The sequence below is a fragment of the Mesorhizobium sp. WSM4311 genome, from assembly GCF_002295115.1.
Classification (GTDB): Bacteria; Pseudomonadota; Alphaproteobacteria; order Rhizobiales; family Rhizobiaceae; genus Mesorhizobium.
The window spans coordinates 1-18834 of record NZ_NSFV01000034.1 but is presented as its reverse complement, the minus strand read 5'-3'; the positions used below and the strand labels follow the sequence as shown (position 1 = coordinate 18834).

The following is an 18834-nucleotide window of genomic DNA, read 5'->3' as shown; positions in this document are numbered from 1 at the left end:
CTCCTCCGCCTGATCGGTTGATCAAAGAGGAACGATTTCCCCCAAGAAATTCGTAGAGCAATGGTGGCGATGGATAGGTGGTTTGAACCATCAGCGAAAGTCCATTGATCCATCAGAACTTTGCGATGGTCTTGCCAAGGTTACTGGGCCATAGCGTTGGGCCATGGTCACTGAAGCAATTACCCTGGACACGGGATCAAAGGCCCGTCGCGGCTTCCTGCTGGCGCTGGGCGCCTATCTCTTGTGGGGGTTGCTGCCTTTCTACATGAAGGCCGTGGCGCACCTGCCGCTTGCCGAGGTGATCGCCCACCGCATCGTCTGGTCCGTGCCGATCGCCGCTGCGGTCCTGGTCTGGGCCGGCCGCACGGCGGACTTCAAGGCGGCAATTCGGTCGCCCCGCACCATTGCCATGGCGGCGCTGACGGCGGCGTTGATTTCGGTCAACTGGGGCATCTATGTCTGGGCGATCGCGGTCGACCGCACCGTCGAGACCGCGCTTGGCTATTACATCAACCCGCTGGTCAGCGTCGTCGTCGGTGCGCTGCTGCTTGGCGAGCGGCTCGACCGTCTGCAGATCGCGGCGGTGGTGCTGGCGACGGTCGCCGTCACGGTGCTGACAATCGAGGGCGGCAAGCTGCCCTGGGTGTCGCTGGCGCTGGCGTTTTCCTTCGCCGCCTACGGCTTCTTCCGCAAGACGCTGCCGATCGGGCCAAGCCAGGGCTTTCTGCTCGAAGTGCTTTTGCTGTCCGTGCCGGCTCTCGGCTATATCGTCTACCTGATCGCGACGGGACAGGACCACATCGTGTCGAGCACCGGCACCGACACGGCGTTGCTGATGGGCTGCGGTCCGGTCACGTCGGTGCCGCTGCTTTTGTTTGCGTTCGGCGCCAAGCTTTTGCGCCTCTCGACCATCGGCATCATGCAATACATCGCGCCGACCATGGTTTTCCTGATCGCGGTTCTGATCTTCGACGAGCCGTTCGGCACGGCACAAGCCATTGCCTTTGCCCTGATCTGGACGGCGCTGGCGATGTATTCCTGGTCGATGCTGGTCAGGGCGCGACGGGCGGCGGCTACATCTGTCCGAGCCGTCTGACGAACAGGTACGTCACGCCGGCGATCAGTAGCGAAACCGCCGTCACCACCCAGAAGCCCATCGGCGTGTCGACCAGGGGCAAACCGCCGACATTCATGCCGAACAGGCCTGAGATGATGGTCATCGGCAACAGCACCGCCGTCATGACGGAGAGAATGTAGAGAAGCTGGTTCGACTGCATGGTCAGTTTCGCCATCAGCTCGTCCTGCAACAACCTTGTGCGTGCCTGCAACTGCTCGCCGTCATTATAGAGGGTGAGGGCCCGGTGCGAGAGTCTGGCCGCCATATCATTGATCAGATCAGGCAGCTCGTCGCGATGCGAATGGTCGAGATGCCGGAACAGGTTGGTGAGCGTCGCCATCTGGCGGTGGATCACCACCAGTTGCCGGCGCGCCTCGACCAGCGCCTGGCGTTCATTGTGCCATGCATCGCGCACGACGCGATCCTCTATGCCGTCGAGCGCATCGCCAAGCTTGCCGAGCTCGCCCGACATGCCGTCGAGCGACTGGCCCATGACCGCCTCGATCAGGTCCGATGGCGAGCGGAATTTCCGCGATCCGTTCTCCACCGCCTTGCGGACGGCGTCGACCGACTCCAGCGGCTGTTTGCGGGCGCCGATCAACATCGTGTCGTTGAAGGCGAAGCGGAAATGGACGAGCCCGCGCGCCTCCGAGAAGTCATGCTTGAGGTCCGGCAGATCGCCATAGAGCCAGCCATCCTCATAATCGATGTGGCAGCCATGGCTGGGGGCGAGGAATGCGTCGCGCGCCGGGGCCGGCAGGGCCAACTCGGCGCCGATTTCCTGGCGTGCGTGGAGGTCGGTGATCTGGTAGCTGCGCCAGGTCCAGTGGGCTTGCGCCGGATCCTTGGTGCGCACGCCTTCAGCGGTGAAATGGTAGATGAAGAACAACCCGTGTTCATCAGGCAAATAGGGTGAAAGATCGGTGCCTTCGGCGGGGAGGGCGATGTTCACTGTCGCTTCTCCAGATGGTCCAAGCAACGAACCGCGCAAGCGGCTCACTGCAAGGTCTTAGCATGCGGGAAGCCGGTTTCGTGTGACAGTTTCTTGACATCTGCCGATCTCGGTGTGTCGAGCAGGAGCGCGGTGACGGCGCCTTCACCGCCACCGCATCGCGATCGGGGTAACTCAGCGCTTCGGCCCAAACCCGGGGTAGGGGTTAAGCGGCACGATGGCGGCGATCTCCATCATGCCTGCCTTGATCAGCGGCAAGGTGGCGAGGTGGCCGCGCACTTCGGCGTCGTCGGCCGCCTCGAACATCATGCCGCTGCCGGGGATGTCGCCGCGGTTCCAGACCTGGCGCACCGCGCCTTCGGCGTAGAGCGTGCGGCGCTGCTCGGCCTCGCCGGGCAGAAGCGGTACAAAGTCGGCGTCGCCAAACTTTGCGGTGTTACGGGTGAGAAGGGCAAAGAACTGCATGTCGGTCTCCTTCGGTTGGGATGACCGACTATTCCTTTGACTAGTCAGACTGTCCAAGACTGATTAGGATAAAGTTGAGACCTTTGAGGTCGTAAAGCTCGGAGAAAAAGTGTTCGACCTGCGCCAGCTCCGCTACTTCATCACCGTCGCCGAAACCGGCAATGTCGGTCGCGCCGCTGAAATCCTGCACATCTCGCAATCGCCACTCAGCAGGCAGATCATACAGCTCGAGGAGCAACTGGGCGTCACTCTGTTCGAACGGGCAAAGCAGCGGGTTCATCTCAATGCGGAGGGCCGCGCCTTCCTGACCGAGGCCCGCGCTCTGATTGCCAATGCGCGGCGCGTGGAGGAGTTCGGCCGCAGCCTCGCCAGCGGCGCGGTCGGCCGTCTCGCCATCGGCTATGTCGAGGGCGCCGTGCATGCAGGCCTGGTCGCCGGCATGCTCAGGCAATTCCGCCGCGAGCGACCGCAATTGCATCTCAGCCTGATGAGCCTGCGCTCTGCCGCGCAGTTGGAAGGTCTGCGCCAGCGTACGCTCGATCTCGGCCTGGTCTATTCGCCGCCGTCGGCCGACTATCCCGAAATTGCCTCGATGCTGGTCCGCCGCGAGCCGCTGGTGCTGGCGATACCCGATGGCGATGCGCTTACGGCTGTCGCCGACATCGGCCCGCATCATCTCGACGGCCGCCCGTGGATCACCGTGGTGCGCCAGCCCGCCGACACCAACCGCGGTCAGTTCCTGGCCGCTTGCATCGAGGCTGGCTTCGTACCCGACATCGCCTATGAGACCGCCGATCCCTTGACCTCACTCGGCTTGGTCAGCGCCGGGCTGGGCCTGGCGACGGTGCAGGAAAGCCTGCGAAGCGCCGCGCCGCCGGGAATAGTCTTCCGCGACCTGCCCTGGTTCAAGCGCAGCGTGGCGATTTATCTCGCCTGGCGCCGGCAGGACGAGCGCGCGGTGATTGGGGATTTGCGGAAGGCAGTAGGCGGTAGGCGGTAGGCGGTAGGCGGTAGGCAGGCCCAATTTCCCACTGCCTATTCCCTACATCTTGTCGATCACCGACTGCACGCCCTCGGTCGGGGCGTCGACGGAGGAGCCTGCCACCATGATGGCGGGGACGATGGCCTCCGGGTCGTTGACGACCAGCGGCTTGACCCGTTGCGCGGTGTGGATGAAGCCCTCTGCCGTCATGTGTTCAAGCAACGCCGTCATCGGGTCCCAGAATCCGTTGATATTGCCGAAGACGATCGGCTTGCGGTGATGGCCGAGTTGCGCCCAGGTCATGATCTCGACGATTTCCTCGACTGTGCCGATGCCGCCCGGCAGCGCCACAAAGGCGTCGGATTTCTCGAACATCTTGTGCTTGCGCTCGTGCATGTTGTCGGTGATCAGCAACTCGTCGAGCCGGTCTAGCGCGGTTTCGGTTGCTTCCCTGTTGATCAGGAAGCGGGGAATGATGCCGGTCACCTTGCCGCCGGCCTTGAGCGCGCCTTCGGCGACGGCGCCCATAATGCCTTTGGTGCCGCCGCCATAGACCAGCCGCAGGCCCGCTTTGGCAATCGAGCGTCCAAGCAGGTGCCCGGCCTTGGCATAGATTTCATCGCGGCCGGGAGACGAGCCGCAATAGACGCAGACGGATCGAATCGTGTTCATGCGGATGATTGGTGATTGGGTCTGAATGCGTGGTCAAGCCCCAAGGGTTGACAAGCCGAGGTTTTTCTTGACGGCCCGTTTTTCTTGTCGGCATTGGCAAAACACGCTAGACCGGCATTAGGTGGCTAAGGGGTAGGGAAATATGGCAATTAATCCACTGAAGGCATTCCTGTTCGCGGCGGGTGGGACCGTCGCGGCCGCGGGAACCGCCTATGTATCGGGCGCACTCGACCCGTATCTTCATCCAACGCCGCCGGCGAAGGTCGCGGCCTTGGCGCCGCCCGAGGCGCCGAAACCGGCTGATCCCGGCACGGAAGGGCGACTGCCGGCGCCGGCGGTGCCGGCTGCTCCCGCCGCAGCACCACAGGCGACTGCTCCAGCCGCACCCGCGACAGAGGCTACGGCTCCGGCAGCGCCTGCACCGGCCGCACCCGTGGCAGCCGGCCCGATCTCGCCGACTTTCGATGTCGTGCGCGTCGAGGGCAACGGCTCGATCGTCATTGCCGGCAATGCAGCGCCCAATTCAAAGGTCGAGATCCTGAGCGGCACGACGGTGCTTGGCTCGACCGTGGCGGATCCCGATGGCGCCTTTGTCATCGTGCTCGACGACCCGCTGAAGCCTGGTGACTATACGATTGCCTTGCATTCGACCGTCGGCACCGTCGTGACCGTCTCGGTGCAGACCGCTGTCGTTTCGGTTCCCAAGGAAGCCGCCGGCCAGGTGCTGGCCATGGTCGAAGAGCCAGGCAAGCCGGCCGAACTGCTGACGGTCCCGGCGCCAGGGACCAAACCGGCAGCACCTGCCACCGGCGACCAGGCTGCTGCTCCGGCGCCGGCCGCTCAAGCGCCCGCAACTGCTGCTCCGGCGCCCGCTGCACCGGCCCCGGCCGTCGCCGGTGCCGCGCCGGCAACACCGCCAGCCGCGGTGGCCGAACCCAAGATCGTCGTCGAGGCGGTCGAGATCGACGGCAACAAGATCTTCGTCGCCGGCCTCGCCGACCCAGGCCGCAAGGTGCGCGCCTACGCCAACGACATCCTGCTCGGTGACGCGCTGACATCGCCGGACGGTCATTTCCTTGTCGAAGCGACGCGCGACATTCCGGTCGGCAGCTACACCATCCATGTCGACGGCCTCGATGCCGACGGCGTGAAGGTCGTGGCCCGCGCCGCGGTGCCGTTCGAGCGCGAGCCGGGCGAAGCGGTTGCCGCCGTGGCGCCTGCCGGGACCAAGCCGGCGGATGCCAAGCCAGCTGAGACCAAGCCTGCCGCATCGGCAGCCGCCGAAGCACCCGCCGCTCCGGCTCCTGCCGCACCGGCAGCGCCGGCTGCGGAGGCTCCGGCCGTTGTCGCTGCCACCACGCCGCCAAGCGACGTGCCGGAGGCCGTGGCGCCCAAGCTCGAACATGCCGACGGCGCCGTGATTATCCGCCGCAACGACACGCTGTGGCGGATTTCGCGACGCGTCTACGGCCACGGCGTGCGCTATTCCACCATCTACCTCGCCAATCAGGACCAGATCAGGGATCCCGACCACATCTGGCCCGGCCAGGTGTTCAAGGTCCCGGAAAAGTCCAAGGAAGGCGAAGCCGCCGACCTCAAGGCAATGGGCGAGCAGGCGACGACGGCGCCGACCAAGGCGCAGTAGAAGCCTACATCGATCAACTGGCATCGCCTGCTTGGTTGGAGTGAAGGGCGAAACCGTTTGCCCCGGGATCGCCCAGCTCAGGGCGGAGATTCATGCTCGGAATGAGATAATCTCCGCCATTTTGCCGACGGTATGGGATGGGTGTCGTCGTCGGCAGCGTCCGCATCCTCTCACGCAGCTGTTCAGCCACGGGTTGGAAGCCGGTCTCGTCGAGACGATCGACCTTGTAGACCACGAACGGCGGAAGCACGTCGTATCCGGGGTAATAGAGGATCCCGTGATTGATCGGGAACAGCAGGTCGTCGATGGGGCCGTTGATCCCGCGTGGCGTGTAGTGTTCCTCCCAGCCCCCGGCTGTCACGATCAACATAGCGCGTTTCCCGACAAGGGTGCCCTCGCCATAGCGATCGCCCCAGCGCCGATCACTATGCTCACCAACACCATAGGCGAATCCGTAGGCGAACACACGGTCGACCCAGCCCTTGAGGATTGCCGGCATGGCGAACCACCAGAGCGGGAACTGCAGGATCAAGGTGTCGGCCCACAGCAGCTTCTCGATCTCGGCCTGCACATCTGCGGTTAGCGTGTTGGCCTCGAAACTCTTCTTGGAAGCCGCGACCGGGATGAGCCGCGCATCGGGTTCAAGCGACGGGAAGTCGGCGCGATCGACTTCGGATTTCCAGCCATCGGCGTACAGGTCCGATACGCGCACCTCATGCCCCTGAGCCTCGAGTTCCCTTGTGGCGACGTCACGAAGGGCGCCGCTCAGCGAGCGTGATTCAGGGTGAGCGAAGACGAGCAGAACTTTCATGGGTCAGATCCACTATTGAGGAAACTGACGGCAAGGTAGCCAATGGCCGTTCAATCCACTATATGCATATAATGCATAATATTGTGCCGGATAATGGATAAGTCAGACATTACATTCGAGCGCATGCGCACCTTCATTCGCGTGGCCGAGCGTGGCAGCCTGTCGGCCGTCGCGCGGGAATTTGGTGTCGGGCAATCAACGATCACGCGGCATGTGCGGGAACTGGAAGAAGCTGTCGGCGTGCCTTTGCTTAGCAGGACGACCCGGCGGGTCACGATGACCGCCGAAGGCAGCCGCTATTATGCCAATAGCGTTCAGATCCTGCGCCTCGTCGAACAGGCCAGCGATGAGGCCCGGGGCACGCGTGGCGCGCCCGCCGGCACGATCCGGATAAGCTGCACGGCAGCTTTCGGTGTCTTGCACGTCAGCCGCCTGATCTTCGCTTTTCAGGACCGTCATCCCGACATCGGGATTGACCTCAGCCTCACGGATGAGCGGGTGGACCTCGTCCGCGAGGGTGTCGATATCGCCGTCCGGCTGGGGCCGCTCACGGACAGCTCGTTCAAGCTGCGGGCCCTCGGCCAGTCGCGGCGTCTGCTCGTGGCGTCTCCGGATTATCTGGCGGCGCGGGGACGGCCCGTCGTCCCTTCGGATCTGTCCCGGCATGAGGGCATCCGGATGTCGAACGTGGCGGGCAGCGAAACGCTCGCTTTGCAGGGCGCCGGCGGCGAACGCCACACGGTGCCTTTCGCGGGGCGGTTGCGGATCGATCATGGACTTGCCGCGCGGCAGGCCATGATCGCTGCTCGCGGGATCGCGCCGGCGCATCGATGGCTTGTGGACGATCTCCTGGCGGCGGGCTTGCTCGAGACGATACTGGCGGATTATTCGCTGCCATCCGTCCCGCTGAACATGTTGATTGTCCCGGAGCGCGCAGGCGTCGCAAGGGTCCGTCTGCTGGTCGAATTTCTGGCGGAACAGATCGCCGCTATTCCAGGGATCGAGAAATCCATCTCGGAGCATTGATGCATGCTGCCCAAGAGTTACCTCGATTTTTGGGGGACGACATGCATGGAAACAAAGACCTAAAGCGCGTCGCATGAATCCGGTTCTGCGCTTTTGCCGCCGTTCGATCTGCCCGGAAGAGTAGCTTGCGGCGGTGCCGTCCATCGTCTATCGCCGATGAACGATGACCGAATCCGCCCTTGAAACAGATCGCGCTGCCGGCGCTCCACCCAACCGCAGCTCGGATAGCCACGCTGTTGCGGCGCAATTTGCGGCGTTGTCGCATCCGGCGCGCATTGAGATACTGAAGCACCTCTCGGCCAGCAATTCCTGCTGCTGTCGCGAGGTCGTCGACCGTTTCGATCTGGCGCAGTCCACCGTGTCGCAGCATCTGAAAATACTGGTCGAGGCCGGTCTGGTCCGCTTCGAGCCCGACCGCCAGCGCTCGCGCTATGCCGTTGATCGCGTAGCCCTTGCCGATGTATCGGCATCGCTGAACGCCCTCGTCAATTCCTGCTGCTCCGGCCGCTGACCCTCTCACCCAAAAGGCAAGAAAAGTGGTCGAAAAAACCGTCTCCGCCGACACCTCAACGCTCACGACATTGCGCAATTTGTGGCCCTATATGTGGCCGGCCGACCGCGCCGATCTCAGGGCGCGTGTCACCTGGGCTACGCTGCTGCTGGTCGTCGCCAAGCTAACGCTGGTGGCCGGTCCCTATTTCTTCAAATGGGCAACCGATGCGCTGGCTGGCGGCTTCAAGACGCCGCCGCCGCTGCCGTCTTTCATGCTCGCCCCGGTGATGCTGGTCGTCGCCTACAATGTGCTGAGGCTGGTTCAACTCGGCTTCAACCAGTTGCGCGACGCGTTGTTTGCCCGCGTTGGCCAGCATGCCGTGCGCCAGCTTGCGTTCCGCACCTTCGTCCACATGCACCAGCTGTCGCTGCGCTTCCACCTGGAGCGCCGCACCGGCGGTCTGTCGCGCATCATCGAGCGCGGCACCAAGGGTATCGAGACGATCGTGCGCTTCATCATGCTCAACACGGCGCCGACCATCCTCGAATTCGCGCTGACCGCCGGCATATTCGGTTTTACCTATGGCTGGAAATATGTGGCCGTGGTGGCGATCACCGTCTGGCTCTATGTCTGGTTCACAGTCAAGGCGAGCGACTGGCGCATCTCGATCCGTCGCGACATGAACGACAGCGACACCGACGCCAACACCAAGGCGATCGACTCGCTGCTCAATTTCGAGACGGTCAAATACTTCACCAATGAGCGCATGGAAGCCGACCGCTTCGACCGTTCGATGGCGCGCTACGAGGTCGCCGCCACCAAGACCTGGACTTCGCTCGGCTGGCTGAATTTTGGCCAGGGCGTCATCTTCGGCCTCGGCACGGTCGTCGTCATGTGCATGTCGGCGCTGGAGGTGCAGGCCCACACGCAGACCGTCGGCGATTTCGTCTTCATCAACGCCATGCTGGTGCAGCTTTCCGTGCCGCTCAACTTCATCGGCTTCATCTACCGTGAAATTCGCCAGGGCCTTACCGATATTGAGCACATGTTCGACCTGCTCGACGTGCCGCAGGAGATTGTCGACAAGCCGGACGCCAAGCCGCTCACCGTCGGCGCGGGCAAGGTCGAGTTCCGCGACGTGCATTTCTCCTATGATCCCAATCGCAAGATACTGAAGGGTGTTTCCTTCGACGTGCCGGCCGGCAAGACGGTCGCCATTGTCGGGCCGTCGGGCGCCGGCAAGTCGACCATCTCGCGGCTGCTGTTCCGCTTCTATGACGTGCAGGCCGGCCAGGTGCTGATCGACGGCCAGGACATCCGGGATGTCACCCAGGACAGCCTGCGCGCGATGCTCGGCATGGTGCCGCAGGACACGGTGCTGTTCAACGACACCATCGCCTACAACATCCGCTACGGCCGCGTCGGCGCGAGCGAGGAGGAAGTCCGCAAGGCCGCCGAACTCGCCCAGATCGGGCCGTTCATCGAAAAGCTGCCAGACGGCTACAAGTCGATGGTTGGCGAGCGCGGGCTGAAGCTTTCCGGCGGCGAAAAGCAGCGCGTCGCGATTGCCCGCACCATCCTGAAGGCGCCGCCGATCCTGATGCTCGACGAAGCGACTTCGGCGCTGGACAGCCACACCGAGCAGGAGATCCAGGCCGCGCTCGATCTCGTCAGCAAGGGCCGCACCACCATTGTGATTGCCCACCGTCTGTCGACGGTGATTTCCGCCGATGAGATCATCGTGCTCAAGGACGGCCAGATCGCCGAACGCGGCACCCATGTCGAGTTGATGCGCAAGCACGGCCTCTATGCCTCGATGTGGGACCGCCAGCGCGAGGCGACCGAAGCCGAGGAGCGCCTGCGCCTTGCCCGCGAGGGCGACGAGTTCGGCGTCATCGTTCGCCGGCGGACGTCGGAGGTAAATTGATTTTTCCGCTTGACCTCAACTTAAGTTGAGATTGTACGCCGCTCCTGGAGCCCCGAAAACACCATCATCCAGGAACGGAACAATCGAAATGAACGACATAAATCAGAACGTTAACGGCGGCAGCGTGTTCAGGGTGGACAAGTTCGTCGTGCCGGCCGCCGCCCGCGAGGAGATCCTCGTCAAGGTCAGGACGACGCACGAATTGCTGCGCCAGCAGCAGGGTTTCGTGCAGGATTTCCTGCTCGAACAATTTTCGGGGCCGGGCGAATTCAACCTGGTGACGATCGTCGAATGGGAGAGCCAGGCCGCCGTCGACAAGGTCGTTCCGATCGTCAAGGCCGCGCACGAGCGCATCGCCTTCAATCCGCAGGAGACGATCGCTCGGCTTGGGGTGCGCGCCGACATTGCCAACTATCAGCGGATTCCCGAGGCATAGAGCAACGTGAACTGCTCCAGGCTTACGGCCAGCCGACGCCGGGTGCCGGCGCTTCCACGCTGAGCACCTGGCCGGTGCGTGCGTCGCTGACCATGTGCTCGAAGCCGCGCCACTCGGCAGCGACGATGAACAGCATCCTCCTGTCCGCACCGCCCAGCATGCAGGCGAAGCAGCCGCGATCGACGGTGACGGTCTGCAGCACCTCGCCGCCCTCGCGCATCCGCACGCAGTGCTTGTTGGGGACATCCGCGTACCAGATCGCGCCTTCGGCATCGAGGCAGATACCGTCGGGATAACCGTCGAGGTCGGCCCAGTCGCGCCGGTTGGACAGGCTGCCGTCGGCGGCGATGTCGAAGGCGGTCAGCCGGTTGCCATGGGATTCGGCAAGGATCAGGGTCTTGTTGTCCGGGGTCACCGCCATGCCGTTGGCGAAGGCGATGTCGTCAGCCACTTGGCGGAGCGCGCCATCCGGCGTGATTAGCACGATGGTGCCTGGGCCGAAATGCTCACCGGCACCCGGCGCGGGGCCGCCGCCATTGACATAGATGTTGCCGCGCCCGTCGACGACGATCTCGTTCCACGGGCTTTTCGACAGACCGCGCAGATCGGCATGGGTGACGAGCCTGCCATCAGCCTCCTGCCGCAACAGCAAGCCTTCGCGGCCTGAGACGACAAGCAGGCGTCCATCCGGCAGCCAGTCGATTGAATAGGGCAGGACGGCCGGCACGGTGAGCATGATTTCGCGATTGCCGTGCGCATCCATCGCAATGATCTCGCCGGTACCCCAGTTGCAGACCCAAAGGCGTCCGTCATGCCAGCGTGGGGATTCGCCGAAGGCAAGGCCGGCGATGACGAGACGCGCCGGTGCGGCCGATTGCATCTGCATTACGGACCTCCTTGTTGCGCGTCATCATGGCTGAAAAGGCTTTGGAAGGACGCTGTCTCACCCAAGGACGGGCGAGGGGCCTTCTTTCCGACAGCCGCCTTGTTATTCCGTTCAGGAAACATTGCCGGTAGGGCGTTGGCACCGCATGACGGCGGCTTGTCGGTTGTCGTCGGTATCGACCCGCGGGTCTTGACCGCACCGCCAATATCGCACGTGCTGTAGCCCGTCGTCGCGCCCGCCAGCCGCAGCCAATGTGGCGTCGCCGATTGTCGCGTTGCGGGCAGGGGGTGTTTCGGCTATTGAGGCCGGACCTGAAACAGGGACCGCCCCCACCCCATGAGCCTTGTCGACACGGTCAAGAACGCGTTCGTACCGATCCATCGTGAAGGCTACCCCTTCATCGCGGCCTTTGGCGCGGGCACACTTTTCCTTGGCTATTTCTCCTCGATACTGTTCTGGATCGGCCTGATCCTGACTGCCTGGTGCGTCTATTTCTTCCGCGATCCCGAGCGCGTCACGCCGGTCGACGACCGCCTGGTCGTCAGCCCCGCCGACGGCATCATTTCTGCGGTCGGCCCGGCCGTGCCGCCGCGCGAGCTTGGCCTCGGCAATGTCGAGATGACCCGCATCTCGGTGTTCATGAATGTCTTTTCCTGCCACGTGAACCGCGCGCCCGTGCGCGGCCGCATAACCAAGATCGAGCATCGGCCCGGAAAATTCCTCAACGCCGAACTCGACAAGGCCAGCACCGAGAACGAGCGCAACGGCCTGGTCATCGAGAGCCCCAACGGCACGGTGGCCGCCGTCCAGATCGCCGGCCTGGTGGCGCGCCGCATCGTCTGCTGGGCCGAGGCCGGAGGCTCGATCGGCACCGGCGAGCGTTTCGGCCTGATCCGCTTCGGTTCGCGCGTCGACGTCTTCCTGCCTTTGGCCGCGACGCCGCGTGTCGCCGTTGGCCAGACGGCGGTCGGCGGTGAAACCGTGCTCGCCGAATTCGGCGGTGTCGCCGGCACCCCGCTCGTCAGGATTTCCTGAGCCTTGGGCGCGCCGTTCAAGAAGTTCGAGGCCCATGCCAGCGGCGGTCCGCGCATCCGCGAGATCCCGATGCGCATGGTGCTGCCCAATCTGGTCACCGTGCTTGCCATCTGCGCCGGCCTGTCCGGCATCCGCTTTGCCTTCGAAGACCGCTTCGAGACAGCGGTGGTGATGGTGCTGCTGGCTGCCTTTCTCGATGGCATCGACGGCCGGCTCGCACGCATGCTGAAGGCGACTTCGAAATTCGGCGCGCAGATGGATTCGCTCGCCGACATCGTCAATTTCGGGGTCGCGCCGGCTCTGGTGCTCTATGCCTTCCTGCTCGATCGCGCCGGCTCGCCGGGTTGGATAGCCGCCCTTCTGTTCGCCATCGCCTGCGGGCTCAGGCTCGCCCGCTTCAACGTGCTCGACGACGAGAAGGCCGAGCGGCCCCTGTGGCAGTCGGAATATTTCGTCGGCGTGCCCGCGCCGGCGGGCGCGGTGCTGGTGATGCTGCCGCTCTATCTGTTCTTCCTGAGGCTCGGGCTGGAGCCAAGCCGCCCAGCCGCCTTCGTCGCCACCGGCTTCACCATTCTTGTCGCCTTCCTTCTGGTCAGCCGGCTGCCGGTCTATTCCGGCAAGAGCATCAAGATCCCGGGCGACAGGGTGCTGCCGGTCATTCTGGCCGTCGTGCTCTACATCCTCTTGCTGATGACCTATCCTTGGTACACGCTGACGGCATCGGTCGCGGGTTATCTGATCTTCCTGCCGTTTTCCGTGCGCGCCTATTCCAAGCGCGCCAAGCTCGAAGGCGAGAAGGTACCGCCTTCGGACATAGGCTGATCGCTAGACTGGTCTAGGTCGCAAGCCGCCAAGCAACAGATCGCCCCAGGCGGAGGCAAAGCGTTCATCGCTGATCTCGATTGCACGTTCACCCCAGATCGCTTCGAAGACCCGGAACATGGCGACGCTGCCGACGATCACGGCGGCGATCGCCTCGCTGTCGTGCGGGCGCAATTCGCCCTGACGCTGGCGCTCCCGCAGCCATTCCGCGACGGCAAGATAAGTGCTTTGCATGATCTCGCCACGTGCGGAGGCTTTCAGCGCGGGGAAATGCTCCAGGTCGCGCCACAAGATCCGAAGCACGTCGCGGTTGGCGCCGAGCTTTTCAAGCATGCGCTCCACAAGGCGCCGCGAACTTTCGTCGATGGAAAGCGTTGTCTCGCCAAGTTCGGCACGGCCTTCCCGTGCCGTATCGACAAACTGATCGATCGCGGTGGCAAGCAGGTCCTCTTTTGAAGGGAAGTGCTTATAGAGTGCGCCGGAGCCGCGCGACAGGCCTGCCGCCTCCTGAATGTCGGGAACGCTCGTCCGGTCGTAGCCTCGCTCGGCAAACAGTCGGATGGCTTCACGCAGAATGCGTTCCCGTCCAGTTGATGGCGGTTTCATAGCGGATCCCAGCTCCATGACTAGGTAGGGGATTCTCAGAGGACAATAACACCACGCGCACAATCACAAACGGCGCTAGCCGGCGGCCTGGCGATGCGAATCGACTGCCACGTGCTTGTGTCGTTCGCAAAGCCACGCCCTCCAGTTCCTTTGACCAAGCCGCTCATTGGTTTCGACCAAACCCATTTTGAAGCTCATCTTGCGGCTGACCGGCAGTGGCAGGACGAGCCGCCTGAGCCCGAGCGCATCGCAGTATTGCCGTGCGAAACTCGAGAAGGGCATCAGATTCGGGCCGCCGATCGCAGGGCGTACCCCGCGCTTCCCGTCATTCACCGCCTCCGCCAGATAGCGGGCTACATCTCGCGTATCGACGGGATTTGAGAGCGAATTTGGCAACGGCCAGACAGGCAGCCATTTCAGCCCACCCAGCATCTGCTCCAAGAGGTAGTAGAATGGCGTTGCGCGAATGACTGACCACGCAAGCGGGCACTCCCGCACAAGCTGTTCGCCCGCCAACTTTGCTCGGGCATAGGGCAGGCTGCTGAATTCGAGGCCGACGATCGACACGAAGATGAAGTGGCCGATACCGGCGCGACGCGATGCTGCAAGCAAGCGCCGCGTGCCTTCGACATCGACGCTTGTCGGGCTGAAGAAGAAGTCAATCGGCCTCATGCCGCGCCTGGCGATGGGCGAAAGGGTTGCGGCATGGATCACGGTGTCGATGCCGCCAAGCGCGTCATCGATGCCTTCGCCGGTTGCCAAGTCGCCCAAGGCCCATTGCAGGGAGGGATCATTCATCGGCTTCCTGGCGAGCAATCTGACGACGTGACCGGCCTGGGACAGCGCCGGCACAAGATCGCGACCGAGATGTCCGGTCCCTCCCGTGACAAGGATTTTTGCCATGTGCAGCTTTCCTCCAGGTTGGAAATCTTGCTCCGATGGAGAGTGAATGGTCACTCACCACTTTGGCGATTCTTTGGCGAGGGGCCATCTTCAGGGGTGTCGAGGCATGGAAGAAGCGTGAATCCTGCCGGATCTCGCCGATCATCCCGGCTTGCCTGAGGTGAAACGATTGGTTGGATCTGGCGGCGTTACGCCGCGATGCCCCGCCCCAGCCTGTCGATCGCCAGCTTTCTGGTCGAGACATAATCGGTCTTGCCGGAACCGAGCACCGGGATTTCCTCCACCTTGACGATGTCGTTCGGCACCATCAGTTCGGCGGCCCCGGCCTTCTTGCCGAACTGGCGCAGCTCTTCAGGATTGGCATCGTCGGCGGTGGTGACCAGCACGATGCGTTCGCCGCGTCTCTTGTCGGGCACCGCCACCGCCGCATGGCGTTCTTCCGGCCACAGCGACTGCACCAGCATCTCGACCGCGCCCAGCGACACCATCTCGCCGGCGATCTTGGCGAAGCGCTTGGCGCGGCCGCGAATGGTGATGAAGCCTTCGCGGTCGACGGCGACGATGTCGCCGGTGTCGTGCCAGCCGCTCAGCGGCTGCAACTCTCCGGGGCGGTCTGATGTCATGTAACCCATCATCAGGTTCGGTCCGTCGAGCCACAACTGGCCGGCATCCGATATGCCCTCGACCGGCTCCAGCTTCATGCGCATGGCCGGCAGCAGCCGCCCGACCGTACCGTCGCGCCCATGGAGGGCGGTGTTGACGGCAACCACCGGCGCGGCCTCGGTCAGCCCAAACCCTTCGATGATCTCGGCCTGGAAGCGCTCGCGGTAGACGCGGCGGGTTTCCGGCTTCACAGCCTCGGCGCCGGCAACGACGAAGCGCAGGCTGGAGAAGTCGCCGTCCTTGGCGGTGCGCGCATAGTTGGCGAGGAAGGTGTCGGTGCCGAACATGATCGTTGGCTTCACCTTGCGGGCGATCTCCGGGATGATCTTGTAATGGAGCGGCGAGGGATAGAGGAACAGCTTTACCCCGGTGACCAGCGGCAGGATGGTGCCGCCCGTCAGGCCGAAGGAATGGAACACCGGCAGCACGTTGAGCAGGATGTCGGCCGGCGAGATGGTGATGCGCGCCTCGGCCTGCATGGCATTGGCGAGAAGGTTCTTTTGCGACAGGACAACCGCCTTCGGCGTGCCCTCGGAGCCGGAGGTGAACAGGATCACGCCCGGCTTGGCCGCATCCTGGCGCTGCAGCGGCAAACGCCACAGCAAGGCGGCGGCAAGCTTGTCCAGCGCGGTGACGCTGGTCCGAACATCTTCCAGCCACAGCAGCCTGGCACCGCCCTTTTCGACCGCGGCGACGATATCGGCGAGATCGGCCTTCTCGACGAAGGCCCGCGATGAGATGACGGTGCGGATGACGGCCGTGCGCACGGCAGCGGTGACGCTCGCCGGCCCGGCCGTGTAGTTGATCATCGCCGCCACCCGGCCCGCTGACAGAAGTCCGACGAATGACAGCACGACGCCATTGGCGTTGGGCAGCATTATCCCCACCGCTTCGCCTGGCGCCGTCACCGCCTCGAAGCGCCTGCCCAGCACGCGGGCACCGATGAACATCTTGCGGTAGCTCAGTGCGCCCGAGATGACGTCCTCGATGATCGGATGCGAGGCGCCGACCCTGGCTGCCGCATCGCGCATGGCCAGGAACAGGCCGCGGTCGAGGTCGTTGCCGAAAAGCCGGGCCTCGGCGACGCGGTCGAACAGCGAATTGGTGTTCGAGGCCTGGTCCGGATTGCGTGCCACCAGTTCGGCGATGGTCATCGGCTCCAGTACGCTGATCGAGAGCCGCGGAAACCAGTGCCGCGGGGCCTTGGCCGCCGGCGTCAGGGAAACAGGCAGGCTACGGGCACCGGCGACAAAGATCGGCACGATGCGGGCGTCAGCCTGCATGGCAATGCGGGTGACGGCGCGAAACAGCCGAAACGTCTTGACGTCAGGCTCGACTGCGTCCGGCAGATAGACGGCGAGCCGGCCCTTGCCCTTCAGCACACGCACCAGCCGGCGGCTGACGAAAAGATGTTCGGCATTGAAGGCGATCGTTCGGCCAAGCTCACGCCAGGGTTCCAGCCACGGCGAGCGTGCCGAGACCTCGTCCAGAATGTGCAGCGTGTCATCCGGCAGCAGCGACAGCATCAGCGCTGGTTCGAAGCGCGACTGGTGCGAGATGACGTAGATGACGGGAGCCTGCGCCTTGCGTGCGATCCTGATGCGGCTGTCGTTGATCCGGTAGGCGAGCTTGAACGGCACGTAGAGCATCGCCTTGCTGAAACGCAGGTCGAGGCGGAATTTCTCCACCACGCCGATCAGCAGCCAGGCCAGAACGAGACCCGCAAGCAGCGCCAGTGTCAGGATCATGCCGCTTCTCTCCCAACGACTTTTGTCATCGCGGCTCTTCCGCGGCCGCCTCGGCGCAGAGGGTAGCGCAAGTGGGCGCTAGGTCAATGTGGGAAGAGACGGTGTTGCTTCTCCCCCGGAGGGAGAAAGAACGACCCTTACGCTGCCTTCAACCGCCCGCTGATGAAACGGAACTCCTGCGTCTTGCCGCCATAGCCATAGGCGGCTGCCGGAACTTCATGCACGAAGGCATAGCTTTCCTCGTGCACACTGCCCAACAGGCGGCCGAAGGCATCGAAGAGGGCCTTGAGATAGGCTTCCAGCTCGAGCTTGGTGTTGGTGCCGTCGACCACCTTGATATCCAGCCAGAACGTGTTGGTGCCATGCTCGGCCAGCGACTTGCCGCCGGCGAACCAGTGCTGCGGATCGACATAGGACATGGCAACGGCGGTGATCGTGGGATCCTTGCGCAATTGCGTGGCGGTGATCTCGGTTATTTCCCTGGCGATGCTGGCGGACAAGGCGGCGTCCGGCTTGCCGGTGACGCTGATATTGATGATAGGCATTTTTCGTCTCCTTGGTTTCCAGCGGCGTCTGATTGCCGTTGGACAGACCATGCCACCATCATTGAGTCAAAAAAATCGAATTGTTTTCAACAGAAGATTCGATATTATCGAATTATGGAAGCACTCGATCCGGATCTGCTCAAAACCTTCCTCGCTTTCGTCGACAGCGGTTCGCTGGCGCGGGCGGCTATCAGCGTTGGCCGTTCGCCTTCGGCGGTGACCGCCCAGATGCAGCGGCTGGAGGAGATCGTCGGCGAGCCGCTGCTGGCGCCGCAGGGCAGGGGCCGCGGCCTGACGCCGGCCGGGGAGGACCTTGTCGGCCACGCAAGGCGCATTCTTGCCGCGCACCGCGAGGCATGGCTGGCGCTGAAGGGGGCGCGGGCAGCCGGGCGTGTCGCCATCGGCACGACGCAGGATTTCGCCGACAGCGGCCTGCCGGATCTGCTGCGTGCCTTCGCCACCAGCCATCCGCGCGTCAGGATCGAATTGCGGGTTGGCCGCTCCGCCGAACTGACGCAGGCGCTGCAGGCCGGCAGCCTCGATCTGGCGATTGTCATGCGCCAGGCGGCCGCGCCGGACGAGGTCGGCGTGCTGCGTGAGCCGATGATGTGGCTGTGTTCTGGGAAAGGGCTGGCCTGGCGGCAGGAAGAGTTGCCGCTGGCGCTGCTCGATCCCCATTGCGGGTTTCGCGAGGCCGCACTGGCGGCGCTCGATGCGGCCGGCCGCCGCTACCGCATCGCCGCCGGCAGCGCCAGCCTGGCCGGCCTGCGCACCGCGGTGAATGCCGGCGTTGCGCTGACCTTGCGAACCCCGCGCTTTGCCCATTCCGGCATTGTCGAAGCGCCGCGCGAGCTGGGCCTGCCGCCGGTTCCGATGGCCGAATTCGCGATCCGGCTACGTGCCGATGCTGATGCTTCCGCGGGAGATCTGGCGGCGCTGCTCAGCGGCAACCTGGCCCTGTCCCAGCCGCCCGGCTGATTTGGCGCCAGTCTATCGCAAGAAAACGCCGACCTGCGGTCGGGCCTGTTTAGAAAGAAAAAGCCGACCTTGCGGTCGGCTTGGAGTAAGACGGGCCGAGGGGTTTGGGGGGACTCGGGGGG

The 18834-nt window shown here is 63.8% G+C and carries 19 protein-coding genes; 10 read left to right on the top strand and 9 right to left on the bottom strand.

From position 1 onward, the window contains the following. The first annotated feature begins 163 nt into the window (after positions 1 to 163). Positions 164 to 1096: an EamA family transporter RarD gene (gene rarD / locus CK226_RS34145; RefSeq protein WP_095794114.1), complete on the top strand. Its 933-nt coding sequence runs from the start codon at positions 164 to 166 to the stop codon at positions 1094 to 1096. On the opposite strand, the gene CK226_RS34140 is transcribed toward rarD, so the two are convergent. Together CK226_RS34140 and CK226_RS34135 are read right to left on the bottom strand one after the other, a co-directional pair. Then, positions 1074 to 2069 (bottom strand): transporter, encoded by a 996-nt coding sequence (locus CK226_RS34140; protein ID WP_095770704.1) that lies wholly within the window; start codon positions 2067 to 2069, stop codon positions 1074 to 1076. The genes rarD and CK226_RS34140 overlap by 23 nt on opposite strands. A 174-nt stretch (positions 2070 to 2243) precedes the next feature. Continuing rightward, positions 2244 to 2534: a muconolactone Delta-isomerase family protein gene (locus tag CK226_RS34135; RefSeq protein WP_095770703.1), complete on the bottom strand. Its 291-nt coding sequence runs from the start codon at positions 2532 to 2534 to the stop codon at positions 2244 to 2246. Positions 2535 to 2643: 109 nt separating this feature from the next. Here CK226_RS34135 and CK226_RS34130 point away from each other — a divergent pair, with 109 nt between their 5' ends. Continuing rightward, a complete protein-coding gene (locus tag CK226_RS34130) occupies positions 2644 to 3534 on the top strand; it encodes a LysR substrate-binding domain-containing protein (protein WP_095770702.1) in 891 nt (296 codons plus the stop codon). A 42-nt stretch (positions 3535 to 3576) separates the two neighbouring features. On the opposite strand, the gene CK226_RS34125 is transcribed toward CK226_RS34130, so the two are convergent. Next, positions 3577 to 4188 (bottom strand): TIGR00730 family Rossman fold protein, encoded by a 612-nt coding sequence (locus CK226_RS34125; protein ID WP_095794113.1) that lies wholly within the window; start codon positions 4186 to 4188, stop codon positions 3577 to 3579. 142 nt (positions 4189 to 4330) lie between these two features. On the opposite strand from CK226_RS34125, the gene CK226_RS34120 reads away from it, so the two are divergent. Further along, positions 4331 to 5833 (top strand): LysM peptidoglycan-binding domain-containing protein, encoded by a 1503-nt coding sequence (locus CK226_RS34120; protein ID WP_095794112.1) that lies wholly within the window; start codon positions 4331 to 4333, stop codon positions 5831 to 5833. A 13-nt stretch (positions 5834 to 5846) separates the two neighbouring features. Here CK226_RS34120 and CK226_RS34115 read toward each other — a convergent pair whose 3' ends face one another. Next, a complete protein-coding gene (locus CK226_RS34115; protein WP_095794111.1) occupies positions 5847 to 6644 on the bottom strand; it encodes an NAD(P)H-dependent oxidoreductase in 798 nt (265 codons plus the stop codon). Positions 6645 to 6737: 93 nt separating this feature from the next. Here CK226_RS34115 and CK226_RS34110 point away from each other — a divergent pair, with 93 nt between their 5' ends. From CK226_RS34110 to CK226_RS34095, 4 genes are all read left to right on the top strand, one after another. Beyond that, positions 6738 to 7670, top strand: a complete 933-nt coding sequence (locus CK226_RS34110) for a LysR family transcriptional regulator (RefSeq protein ID WP_095794110.1) — start codon at positions 6738 to 6740, stop codon at positions 7668 to 7670. Positions 7671 to 7833: 163 nt separating this feature from the next. After that, the gene (locus tag CK226_RS34105; RefSeq protein ID WP_095770697.1) at positions 7834 to 8181 is read left to right on the top strand and encodes a metalloregulator ArsR/SmtB family transcription factor; all 348 of its coding nucleotides are present in this window, start codon (positions 7834 to 7836) and stop codon (positions 8179 to 8181) included. Positions 8182 to 8206: 25 nt separating this feature from the next. Continuing rightward, positions 8207 to 10090 (top strand): ABC transporter ATP-binding protein/permease, encoded by a 1884-nt coding sequence (locus tag CK226_RS34100; RefSeq protein WP_095770696.1) that lies wholly within the window; start codon positions 8207 to 8209, stop codon positions 10088 to 10090. Between the two features lie 88 nt (positions 10091 to 10178). After that, positions 10179 to 10526 (top strand): antibiotic biosynthesis monooxygenase, encoded by a 348-nt coding sequence (locus tag CK226_RS34095; RefSeq protein ID WP_095770695.1) that lies wholly within the window; start codon positions 10179 to 10181, stop codon positions 10524 to 10526. A 22-nt stretch (positions 10527 to 10548) separates the two neighbouring features. Here the strand turns inward: CK226_RS34095 and CK226_RS34090 are convergent, their stop codons facing one another. Then, positions 10549 to 11412, bottom strand: a complete 864-nt coding sequence (locus CK226_RS34090; RefSeq protein WP_095794109.1) for an SMP-30/gluconolactonase/LRE family protein — start codon at positions 11410 to 11412, stop codon at positions 10549 to 10551. Positions 11413 to 11748: 336 nt separating this feature from the next. Between CK226_RS34090 and CK226_RS34085 the strand changes: the two genes are divergently transcribed. Both CK226_RS34085 and CK226_RS34080 read left to right on the top strand, forming a co-directional pair. Further along, complete coding sequence (locus CK226_RS34085; RefSeq protein WP_095770693.1) at positions 11749 to 12447, top strand: phosphatidylserine decarboxylase; 699 nt, start codon at positions 11749 to 11751, stop codon at positions 12445 to 12447. A 3-nt stretch (positions 12448 to 12450) separates the two neighbouring features. Next, on the top strand, positions 12451 to 13269 hold the full coding sequence (locus CK226_RS34080; protein WP_032929550.1) for a phosphatidylcholine/phosphatidylserine synthase: 819 nt from the start codon (positions 12451 to 12453) through the stop codon (positions 13267 to 13269). Positions 13270 to 13272: 3 nt separating this feature from the next. Here the strand turns inward: CK226_RS34080 and CK226_RS34075 are convergent, their stop codons facing one another. The 4 genes from CK226_RS34075 to CK226_RS34060 all read right to left on the bottom strand — a co-directional run bounded on the left by CK226_RS34075 (position 13273) and on the right by CK226_RS34060 (position 17734). Next, a complete protein-coding gene (locus CK226_RS34075; RefSeq protein ID WP_179301189.1) occupies positions 13273 to 13893 on the bottom strand; it encodes a TetR/AcrR family transcriptional regulator in 621 nt (206 codons plus the stop codon). A gap of 57 nt (positions 13894 to 13950) precedes the next feature. Beyond that, the gene (locus CK226_RS34070) at positions 13951 to 14778 is read right to left on the bottom strand and encodes an NAD-dependent epimerase/dehydratase family protein (RefSeq protein WP_095794107.1); all 828 of its coding nucleotides are present in this window, start codon (positions 14776 to 14778) and stop codon (positions 13951 to 13953) included. Positions 14779 to 14966: 188 nt separating this feature from the next. Then, positions 14967 to 17189 carry an AMP-binding protein gene (locus CK226_RS34065; RefSeq protein ID WP_095794106.1) on the bottom strand — a complete coding sequence of 741 codons (2223 nt, stop codon included), beginning with the start codon at positions 17187 to 17189 and terminating at the stop codon, positions 14967 to 14969. 137 nt (positions 17190 to 17326) lie between these two features. Then, a complete protein-coding gene (locus CK226_RS34060; protein ID WP_095786468.1) occupies positions 17327 to 17734 on the bottom strand; it encodes a 4-oxalocrotonate tautomerase family protein in 408 nt (135 codons plus the stop codon). Between the two features lie 114 nt (positions 17735 to 17848). Between CK226_RS34060 and CK226_RS34055 the strand changes: the two genes are divergently transcribed. Beyond that, the gene (locus CK226_RS34055) at positions 17849 to 18712 is read left to right on the top strand and encodes a LysR substrate-binding domain-containing protein (protein ID WP_095794105.1); all 864 of its coding nucleotides are present in this window, start codon (positions 17849 to 17851) and stop codon (positions 18710 to 18712) included. Positions 18713 to 18834 lie beyond the last annotated feature (122 nt).

Excerpts from the sequence above, each read along its gene's own strand:
- CK226_RS34135 (WP_095770703.1), bottom strand. The coding sequence starts at position 2,534 with ATGCAGTTCTTTGCCCTTCTCACCCGTAACACCGCAAAGTTTGGCGAC.
- CK226_RS34075 (WP_179301189.1), bottom strand. The coding sequence starts at position 13,893 with ATGGAGCTGGGATCCGCTATGAAACCGCCATCAACTGGACGGGAACGC.
- CK226_RS34070 (WP_095794107.1), bottom strand. The coding sequence starts at position 14,778 with ATGGCAAAAATCCTTGTCACGGGAGGGACCGGACATCTCGGTCGCGAT.
- rarD (WP_095794114.1), top strand. The coding sequence starts at position 164 with ATGGTCACTGAAGCAATTACCCTGGACACGGGATCAAAGGCCCGTCGC.
- CK226_RS34090 (WP_095794109.1), bottom strand. The coding sequence starts at position 11,412 with ATGCAGATGCAATCGGCCGCACCGGCGCGTCTCGTCATCGCCGGCCTT.
- CK226_RS34065 (WP_095794106.1), bottom strand. The coding sequence starts at position 17,189 with ATGATCCTGACACTGGCGCTGCTTGCGGGTCTCGTTCTGGCCTGGCTG.
- CK226_RS34120 (WP_095794112.1), top strand. The coding sequence starts at position 4,331 with ATGGCAATTAATCCACTGAAGGCATTCCTGTTCGCGGCGGGTGGGACC.
- CK226_RS34085 (WP_095770693.1), top strand. The coding sequence starts at position 11,749 with ATGAGCCTTGTCGACACGGTCAAGAACGCGTTCGTACCGATCCATCGT.
- CK226_RS34110 (WP_095794110.1), top strand. The coding sequence starts at position 6,738 with ATGGATAAGTCAGACATTACATTCGAGCGCATGCGCACCTTCATTCGC.
- CK226_RS34060 (WP_095786468.1), bottom strand. The coding sequence starts at position 17,734 with ATGCCTATCATCAATATCAGCGTCACCGGCAAGCCGGACGCCGCCTTG.
- CK226_RS34105 (WP_095770697.1), top strand. The coding sequence starts at position 7,834 with ATGACCGAATCCGCCCTTGAAACAGATCGCGCTGCCGGCGCTCCACCC.
- CK226_RS34125 (WP_095794113.1), bottom strand. The coding sequence starts at position 4,188 with ATGAACACGATTCGATCCGTCTGCGTCTATTGCGGCTCGTCTCCCGGC.
- CK226_RS34055 (WP_095794105.1), top strand. The coding sequence starts at position 17,849 with ATGGAAGCACTCGATCCGGATCTGCTCAAAACCTTCCTCGCTTTCGTC.
- CK226_RS34115 (WP_095794111.1), bottom strand. The coding sequence starts at position 6,644 with ATGAAAGTTCTGCTCGTCTTCGCTCACCCTGAATCACGCTCGCTGAGC.
- CK226_RS34095 (WP_095770695.1), top strand. The coding sequence starts at position 10,179 with ATGAACGACATAAATCAGAACGTTAACGGCGGCAGCGTGTTCAGGGTG.